Below are 24,622 nucleotides of genomic sequence, written 5' to 3'. Positions count from 1 at the left end.
TTATAATTAATAAAGGCTAAATAGATAATGAAAACTCTTTCGTTAAGTGTACAAGATGTTGTTCAATTACAAGAAGAGTGTGATTCATTAATCGTCCAACAAAGCCCCTCGTGTTTGATACAGATTTTCTCATCTCAATCAAAAGAGTGCGTTCGTAGTTACTATTCATTACTAAAAAAACGTTTTCCAAATGCTGAGATCATTGGTCTCAGCGTTATTCATGCTAGTGTTAATTCTTCTATTTATACCCAATCTACAGTTATCTCCATCTCGACATTTGAATCGACAGGTATTACTTCAGCAGCGGTATTTCATTCAAGAAATGAAAAAGACGTCGGTCATCAGTTACTCAGAAAACTCTCGATGAATCAAACGTCAAAAAGTGTTATCGCATTTGGTTGCTATGGTTCAGCCAGTAATTACCCTCTCTTTGAAGCATTTTCTGAATACTCTAATGCGGTTCCGGTCTCTGGTGGTGTTGCTGCAGATGCAGGCAATGGACGATGGGTTTTTCTGGATGGTGAGTTTTATCAGGATCATCTTGTTGCTATTGCCTTACATAGTGAAGTGCTACAAGTATGGTATGAAGCCTTTGTTGAGTGGAACCCAGTAGGTAAACACTTTCGAATCACCTCATCTGAAGGGCGAATGGTTCAAACTATTGATCACATTCCGGCTTATGAGTTTTATTGTAAATACTTAGCGGACAATAAAAAACTCTCACTGAGTCAGATCCAAGCCTTTCCTTTGATGATTGAAGAGGAAACGGCGCGACTGATTAATACGGTTGAATCGATAACCAAAGAAGGATACTTACAGTTTGCCTCTGAGGTTGCTATTGGTGATGAGGTTCGTTTTTCTTACAGTCATCCATCGTTGACGCAAGAAAAAGTAAATCAAGGTGTGGTGGCACTAGCAGAGAAACACCCTGAGTCTATTTTTATTTATAATTGTGAGTCTCGGATTGAGAATAGCTCTGAATCAACAGAACTTCACAGCTTTTCTGATATCGGTATATGCCAAGGTATGTATGGTATGGGAGAGTTTTTCCGTGCGAATAAACAACAAATTCTGCATCATAGCTTAACGTATTTGGCTCTAAGAGAATCAGAGGAGATCTTTGTTGAGCCTTCTATTTCGCATACACCAAGAACGCACAACTTAACGCCGTTATTTTCATTAATTAAAAACTCATTGTGTGAGCTCGATAAAATGACTTCTCAAATGGAGCAAAAGATCAGTGAGCAGTCGATGAGATTGATTCAAACTTATCGTACAGATAGGCGCACAGGATTACTTAATCGTACTGTGCTAAAAGAACGTCTTTCTCATATATCGCATACTGATCATTTATTATCATTTAAGCTTACCAATTTAAGCCAAGTAAATGAAAAATATGGTTATCAGGTTGGAGATAAACTGCTTCAAGATATTAGTGTTTATATCGAGACTCATTTGAGTGACAAGCTCTCTACTGAAACAGAGTTATATAGTATTGGCGTTGCAGAGTGGGGCATTCTTTTTAACAGCGAAAAGAACAGTGAATATCTGCGTAAACATATCACCGATTTTATTGAAGACTTAGAGCACGAAAATTTTGAACCTTACGGGTTGAGTGATGTTGACTATCTGAGTGTCGCTGTCTCTGGTGGAATTATCAGTCGTCGAGATTTTACTCACGTCGCAGTAGAAGATTTAATTTTAAAAACGGTTGAAGCTCGTCGAATTGCTATGCGTCGAAATCGTCATCTGTGTAATGCGCGTGATTTATTAAATGAGGAGCGCTTACGTCAAAGCCAACTGGATTGGCTAACTTGTGTTAATAGAGCTATTTCTCAGAAAGGCGTATTGGTATATGGCCAACCTATTTATGAAGCAAAGACTCATAAAATGGTTTCAACTGAATGTTTAATGCGTATTCGAGAAGATGGTCAGATTTTTTCCCCAGGGCAGTTTTTACCTGCGGTGGAAGGGACTCATCTTTATACTCGATTAAGCCGTGAAATGATCTCTCGCTCGTTTGAAATAATGCAAACTAATGATCTAAAGTTCTCTATTAACCTCTCACCGCAAGACTTAATGAGTGATAGGACGCTAGATCTATTGGAGACATCGATTTTACGTCTTGATAATCCATTTAGGGTTGGGTTTGAAGTGCTTGAAACAGAGCAGATCCAAGATTATGGGCATATGATTGAAATATGTAACCACTTTAGACGTCTTGGGGCACGTATCATTATTGATGATTTTGGGTCTGGTTACTCGAATATTGATGAGATTATGAAGTTAGAACCTCAAGTCATTAAACTTGATGGGTCGATCATCAAAAATGTTCATCAAGACAGACGTCAACGCCTCATATCACAACAAATGGTACAGCTTTGCCATGCTCTTGATGCCAAAGTGGTTGCTGAGTTTGTACACAATCAAGAGGTGTGCTCAATTGTTGAAGACATGGGCGTTGATTACCTACAAGGTTATTTCTTAGGGGCACCTAAAGCGCTAGAGCCATAAGTATGACCACTACGTTCTGCCTGAAATACCGTTAAAAAGTGATCATAATAGTCTGAAAGAGCCTGGGCATTCCTCAGCTCTTTTGTCATTTCTAATACCTCAATTCCCGCTTCACAAGTACACAGATTTCCTTGGCTTTGATTCCGACGTAAATGATAGCGAGACGCTTCTGTTGGGGTTAATTCAAGACAAGGAAGCGCTTTTAACCAAGGACTTTTGTTAACCATTTTCTTTGCTTCTTGCCATGTCGAATCCAACAAAATAAAGAGCTGCTTTTTGTTTGGATCCTTACATTCAAGATATTCTGAACTCAGGGTTGGCGAATCACTTGGAAACAGCAACCATGTTTCAGTGTCTTCTTGATTTATGTGGTTAATTAGATCTTCTGGCGGTACTTTTCTTTGCCATAAATAGCTTTTGGTTTTAGGTAGGCCATTTAGTAATAACTTACCGGTGTTGGTTAACTTATCTAGTTCGTTTTCATGATAAAGCAAAGCAAATTCAATATTGGAGTCTAAGTGTGGCTGATGATCGCAAATACAGTTATGTACAAAACCACAGGCAGAGCATGAGTTGGTGACAGCCATTATTATTGACCTTGTATCGTGCTGGTTGAATTTACGTTGTCGATTGAATAAAGGGTTAACCCAGATTTAATTGGGAAAACCACACCATTTACTCGTTCTTTATCGGCAGATATTTGGGTGCCATTTTGGGTAAAGACACGTTCAGAAATCATGTATTGGCGTTGATGACGGCTCATGAGGACATGAAGTTTATTGTCCTTAGTTGCTTGCCATACTCCGGTTTCAACCAATTGAGGTTCATCTGTATTGTAGTCATAAGTAGTGACTGCTGAATGGTCAGGATTTAATGTTAAACCAATGGTTAATCCTGAATCCCCAATCGTGCTTGTTCCCTGATAAGCTTCTACCCAATTGAGTGTTGTATCTTTTGCGGCTAGCGTAGCGCAACCTTGGTATTTCTTACCGTCAATATCGACTTCTGAATTCCACCCGTAAATGGACTCTACCATGCTGTCTTTGCAGATCCCTTTAGTCATGGTTAAAGAGAAGTCACGACTTTGATAAACACGCTTATTTATCTCAAGTTTTTGTTCTGTAATGGCTTGTTGTTGCTTTGGTTTTCCCATTTCAGAGAAAACGAGTTCACCGTTAACTACCTGTAAATTCCAAAATGGTTCAGTACCAAAGGCCTTAGTAGGTTGAACATTTCGTTGACAAGATGCCCCTTCGCCAGCAACGAGGGTATTTATTTGAGAGACAACAAATCGGGCAGGGTAATCATTGGCAAAACCGCCTTTTGGTGGCGCCTCAAAATGGCCGATTAATTCACCATACATAGGCTGATAAGGGGATGACTGTATATCAGTACCCGCTTGCCATTGCGTAGGAGATAGGTTTATCCAATATTGTTGATCGCTATTACAAGGCTGAATGCTTTGAGATTCATGCCCAATAATGACAGTGCCACGCAGCATGAAAGTATGCGGTGTTTTTACATCATTTAATTGGTTAGCCTCAGAAGAGTTCCCTGATGTTTTTATTGATGATTGTTGGCTACACCCAGCAATAAATAATAAAGCGCCTAAAGCCAGTAGTGATCTTTTCATCCTATTTCTCTGCATGGTCAGTGTGAATACTAGTATGCCATAGGACAGTAAAAATGAGTGGGAATTCACCTTTGTCAGAGCTATTGGGTGTAATTTAGCGTAAAATAGTAGGGTTATTTAAATGAATAAAGAGAGCTAAGAGAAATATGAGTTGGAACCTTTCGCCTTCAGACGTATTTAGTGCATCACCTGTTGTCCCTGTTATGGTTATTGAACAGTTGGAAGATGCAGTACCAATGGCTCAAGCATTAGCAGCTGGTGGGATTAATGTATTTGAAATAACGCTACGAACAGCGGTTGCTTTAGAAGCAATTACGGCGATTCGTAAAGCGATGCCAAAAGCATTAGTTGGTGCAGGCACCGTGATCAGTACTCAACAGTACGATCAAGCGGTTGAAGCTGGTGCTCAATTTATTATTTCACCAGGATTTACACCAAGCTTATTAGCCCATGCAAAAACGGCGGATGTTCCATTGATCCCAGGTGTTGCAACCCCATCAGAAGTTATTCGTGCGATTGAGCTTGGTTATGCACACTTAAAATTCTTCCCAGCAAGTGCGTTTGGTGGCCCATCGGTATTAAAAGCAATGGCGGCACCGTTACCACAAGTTCAATTTTGTCCAACGGGCGGCATTAATCCACAGAATGTAAATGACTACACAGCATTAGATTGTGTGGCGACTGTAGGTGGTTCTTGGATGTTACCGAAAGACGCTATTGCTGCAAAAGATTGGGTTAAAGTGACAAGACTTGCGAAAGAAGCGGTTGAGTTGATTAAGTAAGAATTGAGAGACTAGAAGCTATACGCTTCGCTAGCTAGAGACTACTAAGAGCAAAAGCAAAAGATAGGATTCAGGGCTCAGGCTTCAGGAAGAGCAAAAGCAAGTACTCCTGAAACCTGTAAGCGTAGCGCCCTGAAACCTGCTTTAATTAGCGCTTAGCTGCCACATCACGCAATGCTTGTTTCTCTGCATCACTTAGGAAAGCCAGATCCAAACCATTAATTTGAATTTGACGAAGTTGTTCCTGAGTTAGGCCAACTTTTGGTGCAGCAACTTCATATTCATGAGGAAGCTCAATCCCTTCAACTGCAGGATCATCTGTATTTAGACAAACCTTAACACCGTGATCAAGGAAAGTTTTGATAGGGTGAGATTCGAACGAAGCAACCGTACTTGTTTGAATGTTAGACGTTAAACATGACTCAATACCAATGTTGTTTTTCGCTAAAAACTCCATCAGTTTAGGATCTTCAACAGCCTTAACACCGTGACCAATACGTACCGCACCAAGCTCATTAATTGCTTGCCACATGCTTTCTGCACCAGCTGCTTCACCTGCGTGTACCGTCACTCGAAGGCCTGCATCACGAACTTGGTTAAAGTGGCTCACAAAACGATCGCCAGGTTGCCCTAGTTCATCACCCGCTAAGTCGATTGCAACCAGTTTATTCTTTTGAGTTAGAAGGCCATCTAGTTCTTGCTGACAAGCGTCTTGACCAAAAGTACGACTCATAATACCAATTAGGTTGGCTTTCACACCAAAATCTTTACAGCCTGCTTCAACGCCATCCACTACCGCTTCAACAACGCCAGCAATTGGTAAATTATGCTTCATTGCCATGTAGTATGGAGAGAAACGTAATTCTGCGTAATCAATTTGTGCGTTCATTGCATCTTGTACGTTTTCATAAGCAACACGACGACATGCGTCTAGATCACCAAGAACCGCCACACCCCAATCAAGCTTAGATAGAAAGGCAACAAGACTTGGCTCTGCTTCTACGATTTGGACATGAGGGCGCAGTGCTTCAAGATCATAAGCAGGTAATTTAAGACCAAATTTCTGACCTAAATCTAAGATTGTTTCAATTCGAATGTTGCCATCAAGGTGACGATGTAAATCCGTAAGAGGGAGTGTTTTAGTTATCATTATTAACTGTTCCTACAAAAAAGACGTGAATGCGTGTATATATTAAGACTGAGTATAGAGAGTCATGCTTATTATGTCAGTAGCCGATCGGCCAAAAACAGCGCAATATTGGTGATTGCGCTGTGATGTTAACTTATTCTGTTGGCCAGTCAGATAATGGTAGTGGACGACTATAAAGGAATCCTTGTGCATGGTCGTAATTTAATCGGGTTAATAGCTCTGCTTGTTCTTGAGTCTCAATGCCCTCAGCAACAAGAGTTATTTTGAAGCCTTTTGTCATGTTATAAACTGCCGCCGCAATGGAAGAATCAACATTATCTTCAGTGAGATCTTTGATAAATGAGCGATCTACTTTTAGTACATCAAAAGGTAATTTATGAATGTACGCCAGTGAAGAGTAGCCGGTACCAAAATCATCAATGGCAATTTGAATGCCTAAATCACGAATACGTTGCATCGTATCTGTGGTGTTTGTATCGTGATTAACGAGACGAGACTCTGTGATTTCTAACGTTAAGTTTTGTGGTGGCATTGCTGTTTGTTGCAATATTAATTCCAGATCTTCTAAGAAGTTATCTTGCGTTAATTGACAGACAGATAGATTGACGTGCATATGGAAATCGTGTGGCCACAAGCCTTGATTAATACGTTCTACTGTATCAAGACATGCTTGAGTGAGGATCTGAGCACCAATAGGAACAATCATGCCATTATCTTCAGCAAGAGGGATGAACTCTAACGGTGATACCATTCCTCTACGTGGATTGAACCAACGAATAAGTGCTTCAGCACCAATTATATTCCCTGTTTTTACATCAATGATGGGTTGGTAAAATGGCACCATTTCATTGTTTTCAATCGCTGAGGCCAACTCGGCGGTTATATTGGCTTTATGTAGTGAAGCTTCCGCCATCTCAGGGGTGTATAAAGAAATATTAATGTTATTCTTTTTAGCCTGACCAAGTGCAATGCTGGCGTTTCTAAGCCATAACGTCATAGAGTCACAATGTAAATCACCGTGTACTAAACCAATAGAGATCGAAATCAAGGTCGGGTTAGTGCTTATTTGAAATGGGGTCATAAAGCAGGAATGAACATCTAGAGCATACTGTTGCAGTTGGTTAATACCTTTTATATCAGCAAAGAAAAGCCCAAATTCATCCCCACCTACACGCCCAATCGCAATATTCTTGTTAGTAAAGCTGGCTTGTAAGCGTTCAGTGATACGTTTTAATAGCTGGTCGCCTTCTAAGATGCCCAAGCTGTCGTTAATATCTCGAAAGTTATTAATACCAATAAGGATAAGCCCTTGCTCATTGTCTTGCTGTTTATCCAGCATAGTTCGGCTATGCTCAATGAGGCCTTGTCGGCTTAATACCTGAGTTAACGAATCAAAGGTGATTTGTTGGCGCATGGCTTCAAACGAAGATTGCAGCTTTTGAGTCATGTCATTAAAGGCGTTCATTAGCATCGTGGTTTCATAGATGCTGCCTTTGGCTTCAACATTATTATCCCAATTACCACTGGCAATGTTACGAGCAGCATTGGCGGTAGTAAAAATAGGTTTAGTGACTTGAGTGATTGAGTACACACCGACAATTAGCCCCACTAACGCCAGTAAAATACCAAAGAAAAGCCCTTTACGTTGCTCTTGTTGTAATTGACCAAGTAAATCACTTTCTGAAATTGCAATGACGATATACCAATCAAGGCCATTACTGTCTTGATAAGGTGTAATTTGGCTGAAGTAGCGTTCGCCGTTATGAGGGAAACAAAACACTTCTGCCTTGTTACGATTCATTAGCTGATTTTCTTTAATGTATTCGGCACTTTTCTGAATCGCAATATCAGAGCTTTCAATTGCTAATAACCGAGATCCTACTGGACTACTTGGTGAGCCAAGAGAGATTATGCTACCGATATTAGAATGAGCAATTAAGCGCTGCTCATTATCGATAAGATAAATCGAGCCTTTTGTCAGTTGAGTCTCTTTATTTAAAAAGGCATTAAATGAGTCTAACTTTACATCTGCGGCAAAGACGCCAATAAAATCATCATCATAAAAAACAGGATGCATGGTGGAGATTGTGATCTCTTTGCGTTCATCAGCATTGGTGTAAATTTTTGACCATGAGGGCGTTAAGGTGTCAGCCGCAGGGATATACCAAGGCCTTTGTCGAGGATCATAATTATATACAGTGGTTCGAATATCATCAGAGATTTTATTACCACGATAGATAATGAGATCATCTCCTGTGCGCTTATCTTGAAGCATAAGAGAGAGCGCGCGATTACTTTCTCGACGAAAACCAACATACTCTTTTTGTTCACCACCGAAAGATAAAACATCCATCTGTTCTAAATCTTTATATAACCCTAAAAAACTGTGTTCTAAGTAGGATTGCATGTCTTTGGTATCGTTTGGTTGATACATTTGGTAGCGCTGAATTTGGTCAACGATATTCTGAACGGCGATAAAAGGGGCTTTTAAGAAAATATTTAGATCGGCGTGCGTGTTTTGCGTATAAGAGGTAAGTATTTTACCACTGACATCATCAACTAATTTCTCATAGCTATTATTTTGGGTATAGAAAACCACGCTTAGTGTTAACAGCAATACCGTAATGAAAGGCAACATCACAGCGGATCTTAAAGAAAACTGCTTTTTGGTGGTCGTATTATTCATAAAGCTCTTTTTATACAATATCGTTCTGTTTAGCATTATAGCGGATTAATCTGCCTAAAATGCAGTTATTTTATCTGTATACTGTTTAAGCTATACAGATAAGATAGCGACGATATTGGTAAAAACTGAAGCTTTATTGTCTTTTAAATGATGAAAGTAGTTTGTTAGATTGTATATTTTCTTCTTAACTTACTGTTTAAAAAGTGCTATTCAAATTCTTTTAATTTTCGAGTTAATGTATTTCTGCCCCAGCCTAATAGCTTAGCGGCATCCTGTTTATGGCCATGAGTATGGTTAAGTGCTTTCTCTAATAAAATACGTTCAACATTAGGGATGACTTTATTTAGGATATTAGCTTCCCCTTGATGCAGTTGTTGTTCTACCCAATCGCTCAGTTGAGATTGCCAGTCTGTATTATCATGAGTGCTAATGCTGATCGGTGAGTTAAATAACTCTTGAGGTAAATCAGAAACGAGAACTTCTTGGCTGCTTGCCATGACGGTTAGCCAACGACAGGTATTTTCTAACTGCCTTACATTTCCGGGCCATGCACATTGGCTTAATGCTTTACTCGCTTCATTACTCAGTGTTTTACACTCTATTCCTAATTCTTTAGAGGCCAAGTGTAAAAAATGCTCTGTTAATTTTTGAATGTCTTCTCGGCGCTCTCGAAGTGCTGGGATATGAACACGAATGACATTGAGGCGGTGAAATAAATCTTCACGAAATCCACCATCTGCGACCAATTTTTCCAAGTCTTGATGAGTTGCGGCGATGATCCGAACATCGACTTGTACTGGTGAGTGCCCGCCAACGCGATAAAACTGACCATCAGCCAATACTCTTAATAGGCGTGTTTGGATATCGAGTGGCATATCACCGATTTCATCTAAAAATAAGGTTCCACCATTGGCTTGTTCAAAGCGACCTTTACGAACTGCATTTGCACCAGTAAATGCGCCTTTTTCGTGGCCAAACAATTCAGACTCAATCAGATCTTTTGGGATCGCCGCCATGTTTAAAGCAATGAACTCATTGTTAGCGCGCGGGCTATGACGATGAAGCGCGTGAGCAACGAGTTCTTTACCCGTTCCTGATTCACCATTGATTAAGACTGAAATTGAAGAGCGAGAAAGGCGTCCAATGGCTCGAAATACTTCCTGCATTGCAGGAGCTTCACCGATAATTTCTGGAACATGATGCTCTTTGACTGGCTTGTTACTGTTTTGCTTTTTCTGTTCTTGACTGTGAGCAAGTGCGCGTTCAACCAAAGTAAGAGCTTCATCAATATCAAAAGGTTTTGGTAAATACTCAAAAGCCCCTTTTTTATAAGCACTAACAGCGGCGTCTAAATCTGAATGGGCAGTCATGATAATAACGGGCAGGTCAGGGTAGTTTTCCTGCACGTGATTAAGTAGTGATAAGCCATCCATTCCCGGCATACGAATATCAGATATAATCACATCTGGTACGTTTCGCTCTAGTGCTTGGAGTACACTTTCAGCATCGCCGAAGCTTTCACACATCATGTTGGTGCTGGTGAGTGTCTTTTCTAATACCCAGCGAATAGAGCTGTCATCATCAACAACCCAAATAAATCCTTTACTCATAATTTGTCTCCGTTATCCACTGATACATTTGTATTTGTTGTGGTCATTATTTTTATTATTTAAGTGGAAGGTAAATGGTAAATACGGTTTTTCCAGGCCAACTTGTCACATCGATTTTTCCATGATGTTGGTCGATGAGGTTTTGGGAAATTGAGAGTCCAAGCCCTGTTCCTCCTTCTCGAGCACTCACCATTGGATAAAATAGTGTGTCTTGAATATGACTGGGGATGCCAGGGCCATTATCAATAATGTCTATTTTGGCGGCAAGTCGGTGGCGTTGGCCATAAATATTGGTTTGATAGTCAGTACGAGTTCGTAGGGTAATCAAACCATCAGGTTGATCTTTTAAAATTTCAGCGGCATTACTGACGATATTTAAAATTGATTGTTCTATCTGCTCGGCATCCATATCAAAGTCAGGCAGACTAGGATCGTAATCACGAACAATACGTACTTGGTAACTTGAGTTTAACTCAATGAGTTGGCGTACTTTTTCAATCACAGCGTGTAGGTTTTCAGGCTTCTTTTGGCCTAGTTTTTGCGGACCTAATAAACGGTCGACTAAATTACGCAGTCGGTCAGCTTGTTCAATAATAATTTGAGTGTATTCATGTAATTCTGGGTTGGGCAGCATTCGCTCTAGTAGCTGGGCGGCGCCACGTAAACCACCTAATGGGTTTTTAATTTCATGCGCTAAGCTTCGAACTAAGACTTTGGCTGCTTGTTGCTGTGCATGTTGGTTGATTTCTTGTGATAAACGACGTTGCTGTTCTATTTGGCGGATCTCAACCAATAAATAGAGGCTTTTCTTTATCTCAATTGGACTTGATGTCACTTCAATGTATAGCGGACGATCTTCAATCATGATGCGAACATCACTGTCAGTCACGCTTTGGCCTGTATTCAAAGGCTGCATTAATGTGGATAGGTCTAATTGAGAATGATGAAATAACTCATCGAAGCTGTGTTGAGCCATGCGTTGAGCGCTTTGAGAGAAAAGTTGTTCAGCCGCGGGATTGGCATAATGAATATTACGCTGATCATCAAGCAGTAAAATTGCAGTGACTTGGTGTTCGAGTAGTTGGGTTGAAAAATCCATAGTGAGCGCCATTATCCTTATAACAAAAATCCTTTGCACCATTATAGTGCATCATACCTTGTTTTTCATACGGGAACTATGTCAATTCCTTTACCGCTTTTTTCTAATATAAAAAAGGCCCGCTTAATTAAAGCGAGCCTGAAATAGTGCAATCTACAGTGTAATCAAAGTAGGTTACGTGAAATTATACTGAGTAGTACATTTCAAACTCAAGTGGGTGAACTGCTGTGTTGAGAGCAGCAACATCTTGAGCTTTAAGGTTGATGTAAGAATCAATGAAGTCATTAGAGAATACGCCACCCGCAGTCAAGAATTCGCGATCTGAATCTAGAGCTTGTAATGCGATATCTAGAGACTCAGCTACTTTAGGGATCTCTGCTGCTTCTTCTGCTGGTAAGTCATATAGATCTTTATCCATTGCTTCACCTGGGTTGATCTTGTTCTTAATGCCATCAAGACCGGCCATTAGCATTGCAGAATAGCTTAAGTATGGGTTTGCTGCTGGGTCACCAAAACGAACTTCGATACGACGTGCTTTCGGGCTTGGTACCACAGGGATACGGATAGAAGCAGAACGGTTACGTGCAGAATATGCAAGCATAACAGGCGCTTCAAAACCAGGTACAAGACGCTTGTATGAGTTAGTTGTTGGGTTAGCAAATGCATTGATTGCACGAGCATGTTTAATGATGCCGCCAATAAAGAAGATAGCCATTTCAGATAGGCCGCCGTATTTATCGCCAGCAAATAGGTTTTGCCCATCTTTGTTTAATGACATATGAACATGCATACCTGAACCGTTGTCACCAACAAGAGGTTTTGGCATGAAAGTCGCTGTTTTACCGTAAGCGTGAGCTACGTTATGAACAACATACTTATAGATTTGAGTTTCATCTGCTTTGTTTGTTAGCGTATTGAAGCGTGTTGCGATCTCATTTTGACCTGCTGTTGCTACTTCATGGTGGTGTGCTTCAACAACAAGGCCCATTTCTTCCATGATTAAACACATAGCAGAACGGATATCTTGAGATGAATCAACAGGAGCTACTGGGAAGTAACCACCTTTAACGCCAGGACGGTGGCCTTTGTTGCCGCCTTCGTATTCCGTACCTGAGTTCCATGCTGCTTCAATATCATCAATCTTAAAGAAAGAACCTGACATATCAGTATTGAAACGAACGTCATCAAATAGGAAGAATTCTGGTTCTGGACCAACTAAAACTGTATCAGCAAGACCTGTTGAACGTAGGTAATCTTCTGAACGTTTTGCGATTGAGCGTGGATCACGATCGTAACCTTGCATTGTTGTTGGTTCAAGAATGTCACAACGAATGTTTAGTGTTGGATCTGCCGTGAATGGGTCAAGTACAGCACTTGCTGCATCTGGCATCATTACCATGTCAGATTCGTTAATGCCTTTCCAGCCAGCAACTGAAGAACCATCAAACATTTTACCGTCTTCGAAGAAGTCTGCGTCAACTTGATGAGAAGGGATTGAGATATGTTGCTCTTTACCTTTTGTATCGGTAAAGCGTAAATCAATAAATTTTACTTCGTTCTCTTGAATTAGAGCTAATACGTTTTCTACTGACATGTAGGATAACCTCCGGTGTTATAATTTAATATTGGCCAGCTAAGCTGTTATTTTCTATATAGCTAGAACTGTGCCAAAAGTAATAATCCTTTAATATTAGTGAGTTATGTTATTTCTCCTTGAGCGTTACTCATTAATTGCACCAATTTAATCTTTGCTTGCACCAATTTAGTGCGAGTAAGGTTTGGGCTAATTAAAAAAATAAATCATCACTAATTACTTCTGACTGCTATTCAGCAGGGAAATAGCATATTTGTCAATCAAATTTCCGTATGAAATGGACTAAATTAAAATATGTTCATTCTTAACGTATTGATAAAGAAATGTTTTTGTTTTTTGTTTTTTTTAATAAAGTTGAAGTTCAAATTGGCTTTTTTTTAAACGTAGCGGTCGTTTTTTCGTCGTTTTTGTGGGCTCGATTAAATTAATTGAAAAAAAATTGTGTCTTCAATCACATATTTCGTGGGTTTTGCTCTAAAATCTGTTAAATTATTGACCGTTTTTAAACCAAAGTAGCGCCAATGGTGGCTCTACCCGCTCTGAGTGAATTTGAATCCATGTCTACTCCACAGATTGATAAACTAAGAAATATCGCAATTATTGCGCACGTTGACCACGGTAAAACAACACTGGTTGATAAGCTATTACAACAATCAGGCACACTAGAATCATCTCGTGGTGAGACTGAAGAACGCGTAATGGACTCGAACGACATCGAGAAAGAGCGTGGTATTACGATCCTTGCTAAAAATACAGCAATTAACTGGAACGATTACCGCATCAACATCGTAGATACTCCTGGACACGCCGATTTCGGTGGTGAAGTTGAGCGTATTATGTCTATGGTTGATTCTGTTCTTCTTATCGTAGATGCAGTTGACGGCCCAATGCCTCAAACGCGTTTCGTTACACAAAAAGCATTCTCACACGGCCTTAAGCCAATCGTTGTTATCAACAAGATTGACCGCCCTGGTGCTCGTCCTGATTGGGTTATGGACCAAATCTTTGACCTATTCGACAACCTAGGCGCAACAGATGAGCAACTAGACTTCACAGTTGTATACGCTTCAGCTCTAAACGGTTGGGCTACAATGGAAGAAGGCGAAATCGGCGAGAACATGGAACCATTGTTCCAAGCTGTAGTTGATAACGTTGAAGCTCCAAATGTTGATATCGACGGTTCTCTACAAATGCAAGTTTCTCAACTAGATTACAACTCTTACGTTGGTGTAATCGGTGTTTGTCGTGTTACTCGTGGTTCTGTAAGAGCAAACCAACAAGTAACTATCGTTGGTGCTGATGGCAAACAACGTAACGGTAAAGTAGGTACAGTTCTTGGTTACCTAGGTCTTGACCGTCACGAAGTTGAAGTTGCAAATGCTGGTGACATCATTGCAATCACAGGTCTTGGTGAGCTGAAAATTTCAGACACAATCTGTGACGTAAACAACGTTGAAGCGATGAAGCCACTGTCTGTTGACGAACCAACAGTAACAATGACTTTCCAAGTAAACAACTCACCTTTCGCTGGTAAAGAAGGTAAGTTCGTTACTTCACGTAACATCCTTGAGCGTCTAGAAAAAGAATTAGTTCACAACGTAGCATTACGTGTTGAACAAGCATCAGATCCAGATAAATTCCGCGTATCAGGCCGTGGTGAACTTCACCTATCTATCCTGATCGAAAACATGCGTCGTGAAGGTTTCGAGCTAGCAGTATCTCGTCCTGAAGTTATCATCAAAAATGATGAAAACGGTGTTCTAACAGAACCGTTTGAAACAGTAACTATCGATGTTATGGAAGAGCACCAAGGTGCAATCATGGAAAGCATTGGTATCCGTAAGGGTGAGCTAACAGATATGGCTCCAGATGGTAAAGGCCGTGTTCGCATGGACTTCATGATGCCTTCTCGTGGTCTTATCGGTTTCCAAACTGAATTCCTAACAATGACTTCAGGTTCTGGTCTAATCTACCACTCATTTGATCACTACGGTCCACACAAAGGCGGCGAAATCGGCCAACGTGCTAACGGCGTATTAATCTCGAACGGTATGGGTAAAGCAGTAACTTACTCTCTATTCAACCTTCAAGAGCGTGGTCGTCTATTTGCTGAACACGGTGACGAAGTATACGAAGGTCAAATCATCGGTATTCATAACCGTGCTAACGATCTGACTATCAACTGTCTACGTGGTAAGCAACTGACTAACGTACGTGCATCTGGTACTGATGAAGCACAAACGCTTTCTCCTGCTATCAAGTACACACTTGAGCAAGCTCTAGAATTCATCGATGATGATGAGCTAGTAGAAGTAACACCAGCAAGCATCCGTATCCGTAAGCGTCATCTTACAGAGAACGATCGTAAGCGTGCAGGTCGTGCTCCTAAGTAATTATTGATTCGGATTTAGCTTTAGTTAAATCACAAATCGAATAAAATTTAAAATCCCTTTGTAGGCAACTACGAAGGGATTTTTTTTATCTGTTATGATAATACCAACCCAAATAAGTAGGTGATCATTCTTGCTTGTTAAAATAGATTATAACTGCGTTATAAACCTTATAATTAGGCCCACTAGTTATTGCAATTTATGCCTTGTTTTAATCTATTTTTCCTACGCAATTATCTGGACATCTACTTACTTGAATTGGTATATGTAAAAATTGATTTTTTAAAGAGTGGATAAATGGAAGACAAGATTAAACATAAGCTAAGGATTGGCTGGTCATATTTTTTATTTTTAAAACAACGAATTATTCACGATAGACTTACAGTAAGTGCCGGCTACATGGCCTACATTACGTTGCTGTCTTTGGTGCCATTAGTGACGGTTCTATTATCTGTACTGTCTCAATTTCCTCTATTCTCTGGTGCTGGAGATATAATTCAGGCTTTTGTCATTGAGAACTTTGTTCCTGCTGCCAGTGATGCCGTTGAAGGAAGTTTAAAAGAATTTATCTCTAATACCGGAAAGATGACCGCGGTTGGTTCAGGCTTTTTATTTGTCGCGTCAGTGATGTTGATCTCAGCGATAGATCGTAGCTTGAATTATATTTGGCGAGTGAAAGAAAAGCGCCGTCAGATGTATTCGTTTTCACTTTATTGGATGATATTGACGCTAGGGCCTTTATTGGTCGGGGCAAGTATTGCTGCTACTTCGTATGTGACCTCATTAAAGATCATGGACGATGAAATTGTTTCCAGTTTTTATCGGACTTTATTAGGTTGGTTGCCTATCATATTGTCTTTCTCAGCATTTGTTGGTTTGTATTTATTGGTACCCAATAAGAAAGTGCGAGTGAGGCATGCCTTGGTTGGTGCGATGTCGGCAGGGTGTTTATTTGAAATCAGCAAAGTTGGTTTTGCTCAATACATCACGCAATTTCCTTCTTATCAAGTGATTTACGGTGCATTGGCTGCGGTTCCTATTTTGTTCGTCTGGGTTTATTTATGTTGGATAATCGTACTTATAGGTGCTGAAATTACCGCAAGCCTAGGTGAGTTTGATGAATGGTTAGCGGGTAAAGTAGGTACCAATGTATTGGAATCTGATATTAAAGCATTAACAAAACAGCAAGGATTTATTGAAAGTGATAGCACTGATCCAGAGAGTAAGTGAAGCCGCAGTAAAAGTGGATGGCGAAGTAACCGGTGAGATTAATCAAGGGTTATTGATCTTACTTGGTGTAGAAAGAGAAGATGATGAAGCCAAAGCAAAACGTTTAATGGAACGCGTACTGACTTATCGAATTTTTGAAGATGATGACGGTAAGATGAACTTAAATGTGCAACAAATTAACGGTAGTGTATTAGTTGTTTCGCAATTTACTTTACCTGCAGATACTAAAAAAGGCACACGTCCCGGCTTTTCTAAAGGAGCGCATCCTATTGATGCCGAGCGTTTGTATGATCACTTTTCAGATTTATGCGAAGAGAAGATAAATACGCAAAGAGGGCGATTTGCCGCGGACATGAAAGTGTCGCTAGTGAATGATGGGCCAGTGACGTTCTGGTTGCAGGTATAGAGCAGGGACGAGGCTCGAGGAAGAGCAGAGTTTAGATCGCTGCGCTTGCAGATTTCAGAGGTGATCGCGGTTATCACAGCGACAAAGAATGGTTCTCCCCCTTTATTGCTATTGTTATGAGACCGATATAGTGAATACAAGGGGGAGTTAGAGGGGGTTGCTTGTGATTACTAGGTTTAGGAAGAGAAAAAACAGAAGTTGGTTATACTGTTTTTATGTTATGTCGATAAGTTAAGTTTCGTTATTAACAACCCCTCCTAGCCTCCCCTTATATCGACAATGACTACCAAATAACATTGGTGAAAAAGGGGAGGAACAGTCTTGTGACCGCTGCAATAACAACGATCACGCCTGAACTCTGCAAGGGAGCTTGCGACCGATCTGAACCCTGCTTTTGATAAATAAAAGGATTTATATGTTTCGATTGATCACCCCAACCACAAAGGCTGAACTAAAAGCCTACTATCATTTCCGTTGGCAAGTATTGCGTGAGCCTTGGCGTCAACCTGAAGGTTCAGAGCGTGATGCGTATGATGATATGAGCCAGCATCGAATGATTTTGGATGGGCGAGGTCAACCTATTGCCGTCGGACGTTTATATTTAACCCCCGATAATGATGGTCAAATCCGCTATATGGCCGTTTCTTCTCATTATAGAGGGAAAGGCATAGGTGCATTGATCATGGTCGCTCTAGAGTCTTACGCGCGACAAGAGGGTGCAAAGCGTTTAGTTTGTAACGCACGAGAAGAGGCGATTCCCTTTTATATTCGTAATGGATTTGAAAACCAAGGAGAGCTCAGTGATGAGCGGGGTCCGATCCGTCACCAGCAAATGCTTAAGCAACTCGATCCTCTTGCAGATGTATTACGTCGCCCAGATTGGTGCGCAGAATTACAAGACCGTTGGGAGAAAGAGATCCCAATCAGCGATAAAATGGGGATTAAAATCACCCAATACACAGGATATCGATTTGAAGTTGGAGCGGTATTAAATGCCAACTTGAATCCACACAACAGCATGTTTGCGGGCAGCATCTTTACGATGGGAACTCTCACCGCATGGGGGATGGTGTGGTTGCTCTTAAAAGAGCGTGGCTTAGATACAACCAGTATTATGTTGGTTGATAGTCATATCCGTTATCGTCAACCGATCACCGAAAGCCCGAAAGGCATAACATCATTAAATTGTTTACAAGGGGATTTTGATCGCTTGAAATCAGGTAAGCGAGCTCGAGTTAAAGTGAAGGTTGATTTGTGTAATGGGGATCAGCCAGCCGCTGAGTTTTCAGGAACGTTTATGTTGATCAGGGAGTAAGAGCAGGACGCTTCGCTTAAGGACGGACTTTGTCCTAAAGGTTTAAGGTTTCAGGAAGAGCTAAAAAGCAGAGTTCAGATCGCTGCGCTTGCAGAATTCAGAGGCAACCTGCTGTTATCACAGTAACAAAGAATGGTTCTCCCCCTTTATCGTTATTGCTATGAGATCGATATAGTTGATACAAGGGGGAGTTAGAGGGGGTTGGTTGTGGTTGCTAGGTTTCAGGAGAAGAACTAGAAACTATACGTTTTACTAACTAGACCGCTTCGCTTCTATAAGAGCAACAGCAAGAGCAGAATTCAGATCGCTACGCTTGCAGAGTGATTGCTTTTGCTCTTCCTGAAGCCTGAACCCTCGCTTTTGCTCTTATAGTTTCTAGTTAGCGCAGCGTATAGTCTCTAGCTTTACTAAGTCTCGCCCTAATCCGCTGCCTGCATTCTTGCCCACCACGCCTCATCCGCCACGATCTGCCCAGTTTCATCTAACTCTGGAAGTGGTAAACCTTTACGCTTCGCTACTTTAGCAAGTACAGGGTGTCCGCGCTCAAACAAGACTTTATTAATGTATTCTTTAGGTAAGGTACTCTCTTCACGGTCATACATGCCCGCTAAATCGCGTTGTCGTTGCGCTTCATACAAAACCAATGCGCTAGCTACTGAAACATTCAGAGACTGCACCATGCCGACCATAGGAATAATAATATCCTGATCTGCGAGGGCTAATGCTTCTTTGCTGATGCCTGTTTTCTCGCTACCTAAAATGATAGCCGTTGGCTTGGTGTAATCAACTTCACGAAAATCGACCGCAGTATCAGATAGGTTAGTCGCTAAGATCTGCATACCTTGCTCTTTTAAAACAGCAACGGCATCTTTTATGCTTTTATGAGTTTCAACATCAACCCAGTTACGAGCCCCAGCTGAAGTATGCCCTAACATTTGCATTTGCTCTGTTGGCCATACAGCATGAATTTTATGGATGCCGGTTGCATCAGCGGTACGAACAATCGCTGATACGTTATTGGATTTATGGGTTTCTTCTAAACAAAGAGTGAGGTCAGTTTGACGAGATTTTAATACAGAAGTAATTCGTTGATAGCGTTCTAAGTTCATGATTTTTTATTTCTTGAAATAGGTTAGAGGGACTAGGGACGAGTAAGGGCAGTAAAATTGGAACTAGAAACTATACGCGGTGCTAACTAGAGACTAGACCGCTTCGCTCCTATAAGAACAAAAGCAAAGGGTTCAGGTCTCAGGTTTCAGGAGGTTCAAAAACGAGTACACCTGAAACCTGCAAACGTAGCGTCCTGAAACCTAAGAACTTACCACGCTAACCATACGGCACTTATAGCCTCTAGTTAGCGTAGCGTATAGTTTCTAGTTCTTATGTCTACGAACTTTAAGTGCGTGTGGCATAACACGAATACGACGCATGATTTCCGCTAAGTGCGTGCGATCTTTTGTCGTTAATTCAACCGTTACCGTATATAAGCGACCGTCTTTTTCTTCGGTTGTGATACCACGAATATTAGATCCAGTACCAGCAATGACATTGGCTAAATCTGCTAATGCCCCTTGGTGGTTTTGAATGTCAATATCCAGAGCCGTTGCAAATTCTTGATCGAATTCATCAGCCCATTCAACGCCCATGTACTTATCTAATTCTTTTTGATAACCACGAACGTTGGCACAATCTTCCATATGAACCACAAGACCACGGCCAGGACTTACGTGAGCAATAATGTGATCACCTGGAATAGGGCGACAGCAGTTTGCAAAGGTCAGTAAGATACCATCAGCACCACGGATAGGTAATTTCTTACCCGTTGATGTCTCAATGTTAGATGAGTTTTGTTCTGTCAGTTCATCGGCATCACCAAGTAATCGGCGTGCAACGACAATACTCATTAATTCGCCTAAACCAATAGCCGCTAACAAATCGTCTTGTGTCGCTAATTTTAGATCTGATAAAACGTGAGTCATGTTTTCTTCAGTAATATCATCTAAAGAAACATTATGACCCAATGCGTGATTAAGTAGACGGCGACCTAAAATTACAGAATCTTCTTTACGCATGGTTTTTAGTACTTGGCGGATCTTAGTTCGTGCTTTTGAGGTCACAACATAGTTTAGCCAAGCCGCATTTGGACGAGCACCAGGAGCACTGATGATCTCAACCGTTTGGCCGCTCTTCAGTGGTTTACTTAGAGGGTAAGGCTGACGGTTAACACGAGAGCCAACACAGCTATTGCCAACATCGGAGTGAACCGCGTAAGCAAAATCAACCGCTGTTGCGCCAACAGGCAATTCAAAAATACGGCCTTTTGGTGTGAAGACGTAAATTTCGTTCGGGAATAAATCCGATTTTACGTTTTCAATAAATTCAAATGAGCTACCTGCACTCTGTTGCAGTTCAAGTAAGCTTTGCATCCAACGCTGAGCGCGGATCTGTGCCGTAGTACTAGAGTTATCACCCTCTTTGTACGACCAGTGTGCTGCCACACCTTTATTCGCCATCTGCTCCATGTCTTCAGTACGGATCTGAACTTCAACAGGGACACCGTGAGGGCCAACCATTGAGGTATGAAGAGATTGGTAACCATTGGCTTTTGGTACAGCAATGTAATCTTTAATACGACCAGGACGAGGTTTATAGATACTATGAACCTGACCTAATGCACGATAACAAGTATCGACATTGTCCGTAACGACTCGGAACGCATAGATATCCATAATGGTATGAAAGCGCTGTTCTTTGTTTTTCATTTTATGATAAATAGAGAACAGGTTTTTCTCTCGTCCCAACACTCGTCCTTTAATGCCAGCTTCTGCAAGGCGGCCTTCAATTTCGGAATGGATTTTTTGGATCATCTCTTTACGGTTACCACGAGCCGATTTTACTACTTTCTTCAATACGCGATAGCGATTTGGGTAAAGGGCTTCAAAACCTAACTCTTCAAGTTCAGTTTTAATATTGTGGATACCAAGGCGATGTGCCAAAGGAGAGAAAATTTCTAAGGTTTCACGAGCAATACGACGGCGTTTATCAGGGCGTAATGCACCTAATGTGCGCATGTTGTGGGTACGGTCAGCAAGTTTGATCAAAATAACGCGGATGTCTTGCACCATCGCCATGACCATTTTTCGGAAGTTTTCAGCCTGTGCTTCTTTTTTATCGCGGAACTTAAGTTTGTCCAGCTTAGAAACGCCATCCACTAATTCAGCAACAGTTTCGCCAAATTGTTCTGCTAGCTCTTCCTTGCTAACTTCAGTGTCTTCAATAACATCATGAAGCAGTGCAGCCATTAGCGTTTTATGGTCGAGTCGCATTTCTGCAAGGATACGAGCCACAGCTACTGGATGAATGATATAAGGTTCGCCACTTGAGCGAGTCTGCCCTTCATGGGCTTCTTTTGCTACCAGATAAGATCGACGAAGAGCCTCAATGTGAGGCTCTGGCAGGTAATCTTTGGCAACATCTTTCAGGCTATCGAATAAATCCAAATTTCGCCCCGTCAGGTATGCTGTAATTTATAATCTATAAAAGATTATAGAGATTAACGATTGTGAGTGATTGAGCTTACTGCTGCTAATTCAGCGGCATCTTGCTCTTGTTGCTCTTGACGTTCACGAGCATCAAGTAGATCTTTTGTGATCAGGCCTTCTTCAATTTCACGAAGAGCGATAACAGTAGTCTTATCGTTCTCTTCAGGCACTAGCGCATCTTTACCACCAGTTTGTAGTTGACGTGCGCGACGAGATGAAATTAAAACAAGGTCGAAACGGTTGCCGATTTTTTCAACTGCGTCTTGAACGGTTACACGTGCCATGAGGACTCCAATTTATTAACAAAAATAGTTATATGTTGAGAAAGTATACAAGTAACCGGTATAAGTTTCTAGCTAGGGTTACGAGATACTAATAGAAATACTAAGAAATTAGTCAGCTAATAGTGCGTCTAACATGCCTTTGTATTTCATAGTTTGTTTGTCTTGCTTTAAGCGCTCTGCACGAATAATGGCACGGAAGTCCATTTGTGCAGTATCAAAGTCATCATTAATGATCACATAATTATATTCATCATAGTGAGATATTTCTGACTTTGCTTCACTCATGCGCTTAGCAATAACAGCATCGCTGTCTTGACCACGTGCATTTAGGCGTCGTTCAAGTTCTCCATTTGATGGAGGTAAAATGAACACACTTTTTGCTAAAGGCATCTGTTCACGGATTTGACGAGCGCCTTGCCAGTCAATGTCCAAGAATACATCAATGCCTTTATCAAGAGTTTCTTCGATCCAAACACGAGAAGTTCCGTAATAATTACCAAATACTTCTGCGTATTCTAGAAATTCATTTTTTTCAATCAGCTCTTCAAAATGCTCTTTCTGCATAAAATGGTAATGAACACCATCTGTTTCTCCTGGGCGCATACCACGAGTAGTATGAGACACAGAGACTTTCATAGCATAAGTTGGGTTGCTTTCTAACAGTGCCGAGATCAAACTCGACTTACCAGCACCACTTGGCGCTGACACAATATAAAGTGTGCCTTTACTCATGATAGATTCTCTTGGGAGTTATGGCATTTCTCTTTTAAATCACCTTTAAAAGGTAAAAAAAAGATGAATGCGAAGCATAGAAAATTGGGTGGCGAAGAATAGCACAATCAACAATTAATTTGAATGAAATAAATACGCTAATTGAAATAATAATTTTGTGTTAACTTGTCTTAGCACTATCATTAGAGCGTAACCAATTAATTATCATATTTATTATAGCAATAACGGTGGATAACTCCTTATGCCTTCACATTTACCTAAGTCGTTTAGTAAACCTTTCTTAAAGGTCTTTCACATTCTAGAAGCGGTACTCTTGGTTGCAATAACGCTCGCCACTTTATTTGCTATGGTGAACGAATTTGTTCATGTGTTTTCTGTAAGGCAGATCCAGTTAACTGATATCTTATTGATGTTTATTTATCTCGAAGTGCTCGCCATGGTGCAGCAATTTGTGATGAACGGTAAGATCCCAGTGCGTTATCCTATCTATATTGCGATGATGGCCATTGCTCGTTACATCACGCTAGGAATGAAAGAGTTAGATGCGGTATTAGTGGTATGGTTAGCACTCGCGGCCTTTATTTTAGCAGCCGCCACTTTGTTGATCCGAGCAGGGCATCATTACTGGCCATATGAAGCGCCTGAGAATAATAAAAAATATGATGAGTAACAGTTAACGCATAATCAGATAAATAAAAAGCCTCGCAGGTATTCACCACGAGGCTTTTTTAATGGTTCACAATCAGAACTGATTACTCAATGTTCTGGATTTGCTCACGCATTTGTTCGATAAGTACTTTAAGCTCAACGCCAGATGCCGTTACATCGGTGCTGATAGATTTAGACGCTAGCGTATTCGCTTCACGGTTAAATTCTTGCATCATGAAATCAAGTTTACGGCCACAAGCGCCGCCTTTCTTCATAACATTAGTGGTTTCTTTTACGTGTGAATCTAAACGATCTAGTTCTTCAGCTACGTCAGACTTTTGAGCAAGAAGGATAAGCTCTTGTTCAACACGAGAAGAATCTAATTCAATTTTCGCATCTTCAAATTTAGTTAGTAGACGGTTACGTTGCCATTCTAGAATTTCAGGCATACGAGCACGAACTTTCGCAGCTTCTTCAGTGATTGCATCTAAACGCTGAACGATCAGTGCCTTCATGTTTTCGCCTTCGCTTGCACGCGCTTCAACAAAATCATTCACAGCCAGTTCGAATTCAGCCAATAGTTCTTTATTGATTGAATCGAAATCTTGCTCTGGCGCTTCCATCACACCTTGCCATTGCAGAACTTGGAAAGGGTTAATACCGCCTTCGCCAGATTCAGTTTTTACCCATTGCGCTGCTTTAATTACTTGGCGAGCTAGGTCTTCATTGATTCTTAATTCGCTGCTTGCTGCATTGTTTGCTTCAAAGCGTAAGTGACATTCCACTTTACCGCGAGCAAGACGCTTACGAAAACGCTCACGTAATACAGGCTCTAAACCACGGAATTGTTCCGGCATGCGGAAATACGTTTCTAAATAGCGTTGGTTTACTGAGCGGATTTCCCACACAGCGGTTCCCCAATCGCCTTTTACTTCGCGGCGTGCGTAAGCTGTCATACTGTAGATCATGTAAGCGTCCTCAAATCATCAATAGGAAGGATGATGAAT

19 protein-coding genes are annotated in these 24,622 nt (G+C 40.9%); 7 read left to right on the top strand and 12 right to left on the bottom strand.

Annotated features, from left to right (window positions below; genetic code table 11):
- The first annotated feature begins 27 nt into the window (after positions 1-27).
- A complete protein-coding gene (locus ED622_RS07960; RefSeq protein ID WP_122033368.1) occupies positions 28-2,514 on the top strand; it encodes an EAL domain-containing protein in 2,487 nt (828 codons plus the stop codon).
- Here ED622_RS07960 and ED622_RS07955 read toward each other — a convergent pair.
- Together ED622_RS07955 and ED622_RS07950 are read right to left on the bottom strand one after the other, a co-directional pair.
- The gene (locus ED622_RS07955; RefSeq protein ID WP_122033367.1) at positions 2,478-3,101 is read right to left on the bottom strand and encodes a tRNA-uridine aminocarboxypropyltransferase; all 624 of its coding nucleotides are present in this window, start codon (positions 3,099-3,101) and stop codon (positions 2,478-2,480) included. The two genes, ED622_RS07960 and ED622_RS07955, sit on opposite strands and share 37 nt — an antisense overlap.
- 2 nt (positions 3,102-3,103) lie before the next feature.
- Positions 3,104-4,147: a hypothetical protein gene (locus ED622_RS07950; protein ID WP_122033366.1), complete on the bottom strand. Its 1,044-nt coding sequence runs from the start codon at positions 4,145-4,147 to the stop codon at positions 3,104-3,106.
- Between the two features lie 146 nt (positions 4,148-4,293).
- Between ED622_RS07950 and ED622_RS07945 the strand changes: the two genes are divergently transcribed.
- Complete coding sequence (locus ED622_RS07945) at positions 4,294-4,929, top strand: bifunctional 4-hydroxy-2-oxoglutarate aldolase/2-dehydro-3-deoxy-phosphogluconate aldolase (protein ID WP_122033365.1); 636 nt, start codon at positions 4,294-4,296, stop codon at positions 4,927-4,929.
- A gap of 148 nt (positions 4,930-5,077) precedes the next feature.
- Here ED622_RS07945 and add read toward each other — a convergent pair whose 3' ends face one another.
- The 5 genes from add to glnA form a co-directional block, all read right to left on the bottom strand.
- Complete coding sequence (add, locus tag ED622_RS07940; RefSeq protein WP_122033364.1) at positions 5,078-6,079, bottom strand: adenosine deaminase; 1,002 nt, start codon at positions 6,077-6,079, stop codon at positions 5,078-5,080.
- A 133-nt stretch (positions 6,080-6,212) separates the two neighbouring features.
- Entirely contained in the window at positions 6,213-8,765 is a 2,553-nt protein-coding gene (locus tag ED622_RS07935) for a GGDEF and EAL domain-containing protein (protein ID WP_122033363.1), read from the bottom strand.
- Between the two features lie 206 nt (positions 8,766-8,971).
- A complete protein-coding gene (gene glnG / locus ED622_RS07930) occupies positions 8,972-10,375 on the bottom strand; it encodes a nitrogen regulation protein NR(I) (RefSeq protein WP_122033362.1) in 1,404 nt (467 codons plus the stop codon).
- Positions 10,376-10,430: 55 nt separating this feature from the next.
- Positions 10,431-11,474, bottom strand: coding sequence for a nitrogen regulation protein NR(II) (gene glnL / locus ED622_RS07925; protein WP_371413432.1), 1,044 nt, complete (start codon positions 11,472-11,474; stop codon positions 10,431-10,433).
- A gap of 184 nt (positions 11,475-11,658) precedes the next feature.
- Positions 11,659-13,068 (bottom strand): glutamate--ammonia ligase, encoded by a 1,410-nt coding sequence (gene glnA, locus ED622_RS07920; RefSeq protein ID WP_122033361.1) that lies wholly within the window; start codon positions 13,066-13,068, stop codon positions 11,659-11,661.
- A 557-nt stretch (positions 13,069-13,625) separates the two neighbouring features.
- Here glnA and typA point away from each other — a divergent pair.
- The 4 genes from typA to ED622_RS07900 all read left to right on the top strand — a co-directional run bounded on the left by typA (position 13,626) and on the right by ED622_RS07900 (position 18,409).
- Positions 13,626-15,461, top strand: a complete 1,836-nt coding sequence (gene typA, locus ED622_RS07915; protein WP_122033487.1) for a translational GTPase TypA — start codon at positions 13,626-13,628, stop codon at positions 15,459-15,461.
- Positions 15,462-15,755: 294 nt separating this feature from the next.
- Positions 15,756-16,688: a virulence factor BrkB family protein gene (locus ED622_RS07910; RefSeq protein WP_122033360.1), complete on the top strand. Its 933-nt coding sequence runs from the start codon at positions 15,756-15,758 to the stop codon at positions 16,686-16,688.
- Entirely contained in the window at positions 16,660-17,094 is a 435-nt protein-coding gene (dtd, locus tag ED622_RS07905) for a D-aminoacyl-tRNA deacylase (protein ID WP_122033359.1), read from the top strand. The genes ED622_RS07910 and dtd overlap by 29 nt, the downstream gene beginning before the upstream one ends.
- 415 nt (positions 17,095-17,509) lie before the next feature.
- Entirely contained in the window at positions 17,510-18,409 is a 900-nt protein-coding gene (locus ED622_RS07900) for a bifunctional GNAT family N-acetyltransferase/hotdog fold thioesterase (RefSeq protein WP_122033358.1), read from the top strand.
- A 419-nt stretch (positions 18,410-18,828) separates the two neighbouring features.
- Here ED622_RS07900 and trmH read toward each other — a convergent pair whose 3' ends face one another.
- From trmH to gmk, 4 genes are all read right to left on the bottom strand, one after another.
- Positions 18,829-19,518 carry a tRNA (guanosine(18)-2'-O)-methyltransferase TrmH gene (gene trmH / locus ED622_RS07895; RefSeq protein ID WP_122033357.1) on the bottom strand — a complete coding sequence of 230 codons (690 nt, stop codon included), beginning with the start codon at positions 19,516-19,518 and terminating at the stop codon, positions 18,829-18,831.
- Positions 19,519-19,782: 264 nt separating this feature from the next.
- Complete coding sequence (gene spoT / locus ED622_RS07890) at positions 19,783-21,909, bottom strand: bifunctional GTP diphosphokinase/guanosine-3',5'-bis pyrophosphate 3'-pyrophosphohydrolase (RefSeq protein ID WP_122033356.1); 2,127 nt, start codon at positions 21,907-21,909, stop codon at positions 19,783-19,785.
- A 53-nt stretch (positions 21,910-21,962) separates the two neighbouring features.
- Complete coding sequence (gene rpoZ / locus ED622_RS07885; protein WP_122033355.1) at positions 21,963-22,235, bottom strand: DNA-directed RNA polymerase subunit omega; 273 nt, start codon at positions 22,233-22,235, stop codon at positions 21,963-21,965.
- Positions 22,236-22,343: 108 nt separating this feature from the next.
- Positions 22,344-22,967 carry a guanylate kinase gene (gene gmk / locus ED622_RS07880; protein ID WP_122033354.1) on the bottom strand — a complete coding sequence of 208 codons (624 nt, stop codon included), beginning with the start codon at positions 22,965-22,967 and terminating at the stop codon, positions 22,344-22,346.
- A gap of 241 nt (positions 22,968-23,208) precedes the next feature.
- Here gmk and ED622_RS07875 point away from each other — a divergent pair, with 241 nt between their 5' ends.
- Positions 23,209-23,637, top strand: a complete 429-nt coding sequence (locus ED622_RS07875; protein WP_122033353.1) for a phosphate-starvation-inducible protein PsiE — start codon at positions 23,209-23,211, stop codon at positions 23,635-23,637.
- Between the two features lie 82 nt (positions 23,638-23,719).
- Here the strand turns inward: ED622_RS07875 and ED622_RS07870 are convergent, their stop codons facing one another.
- Positions 23,720-24,583, bottom strand: coding sequence for a YicC/YloC family endoribonuclease (locus ED622_RS07870; protein WP_060993371.1), 864 nt, complete (start codon positions 24,581-24,583; stop codon positions 23,720-23,722).
- Positions 24,584-24,622 lie beyond the last annotated feature (39 nt).

This window comes from Aliivibrio sp. EL58 (genome assembly GCF_900312675.1).
Taxonomy (GTDB): Bacteria; Pseudomonadota; Gammaproteobacteria; order Enterobacterales; family Vibrionaceae; genus Aliivibrio.
This window is presented reverse-complemented; position numbering and strand designations above follow the sequence as displayed.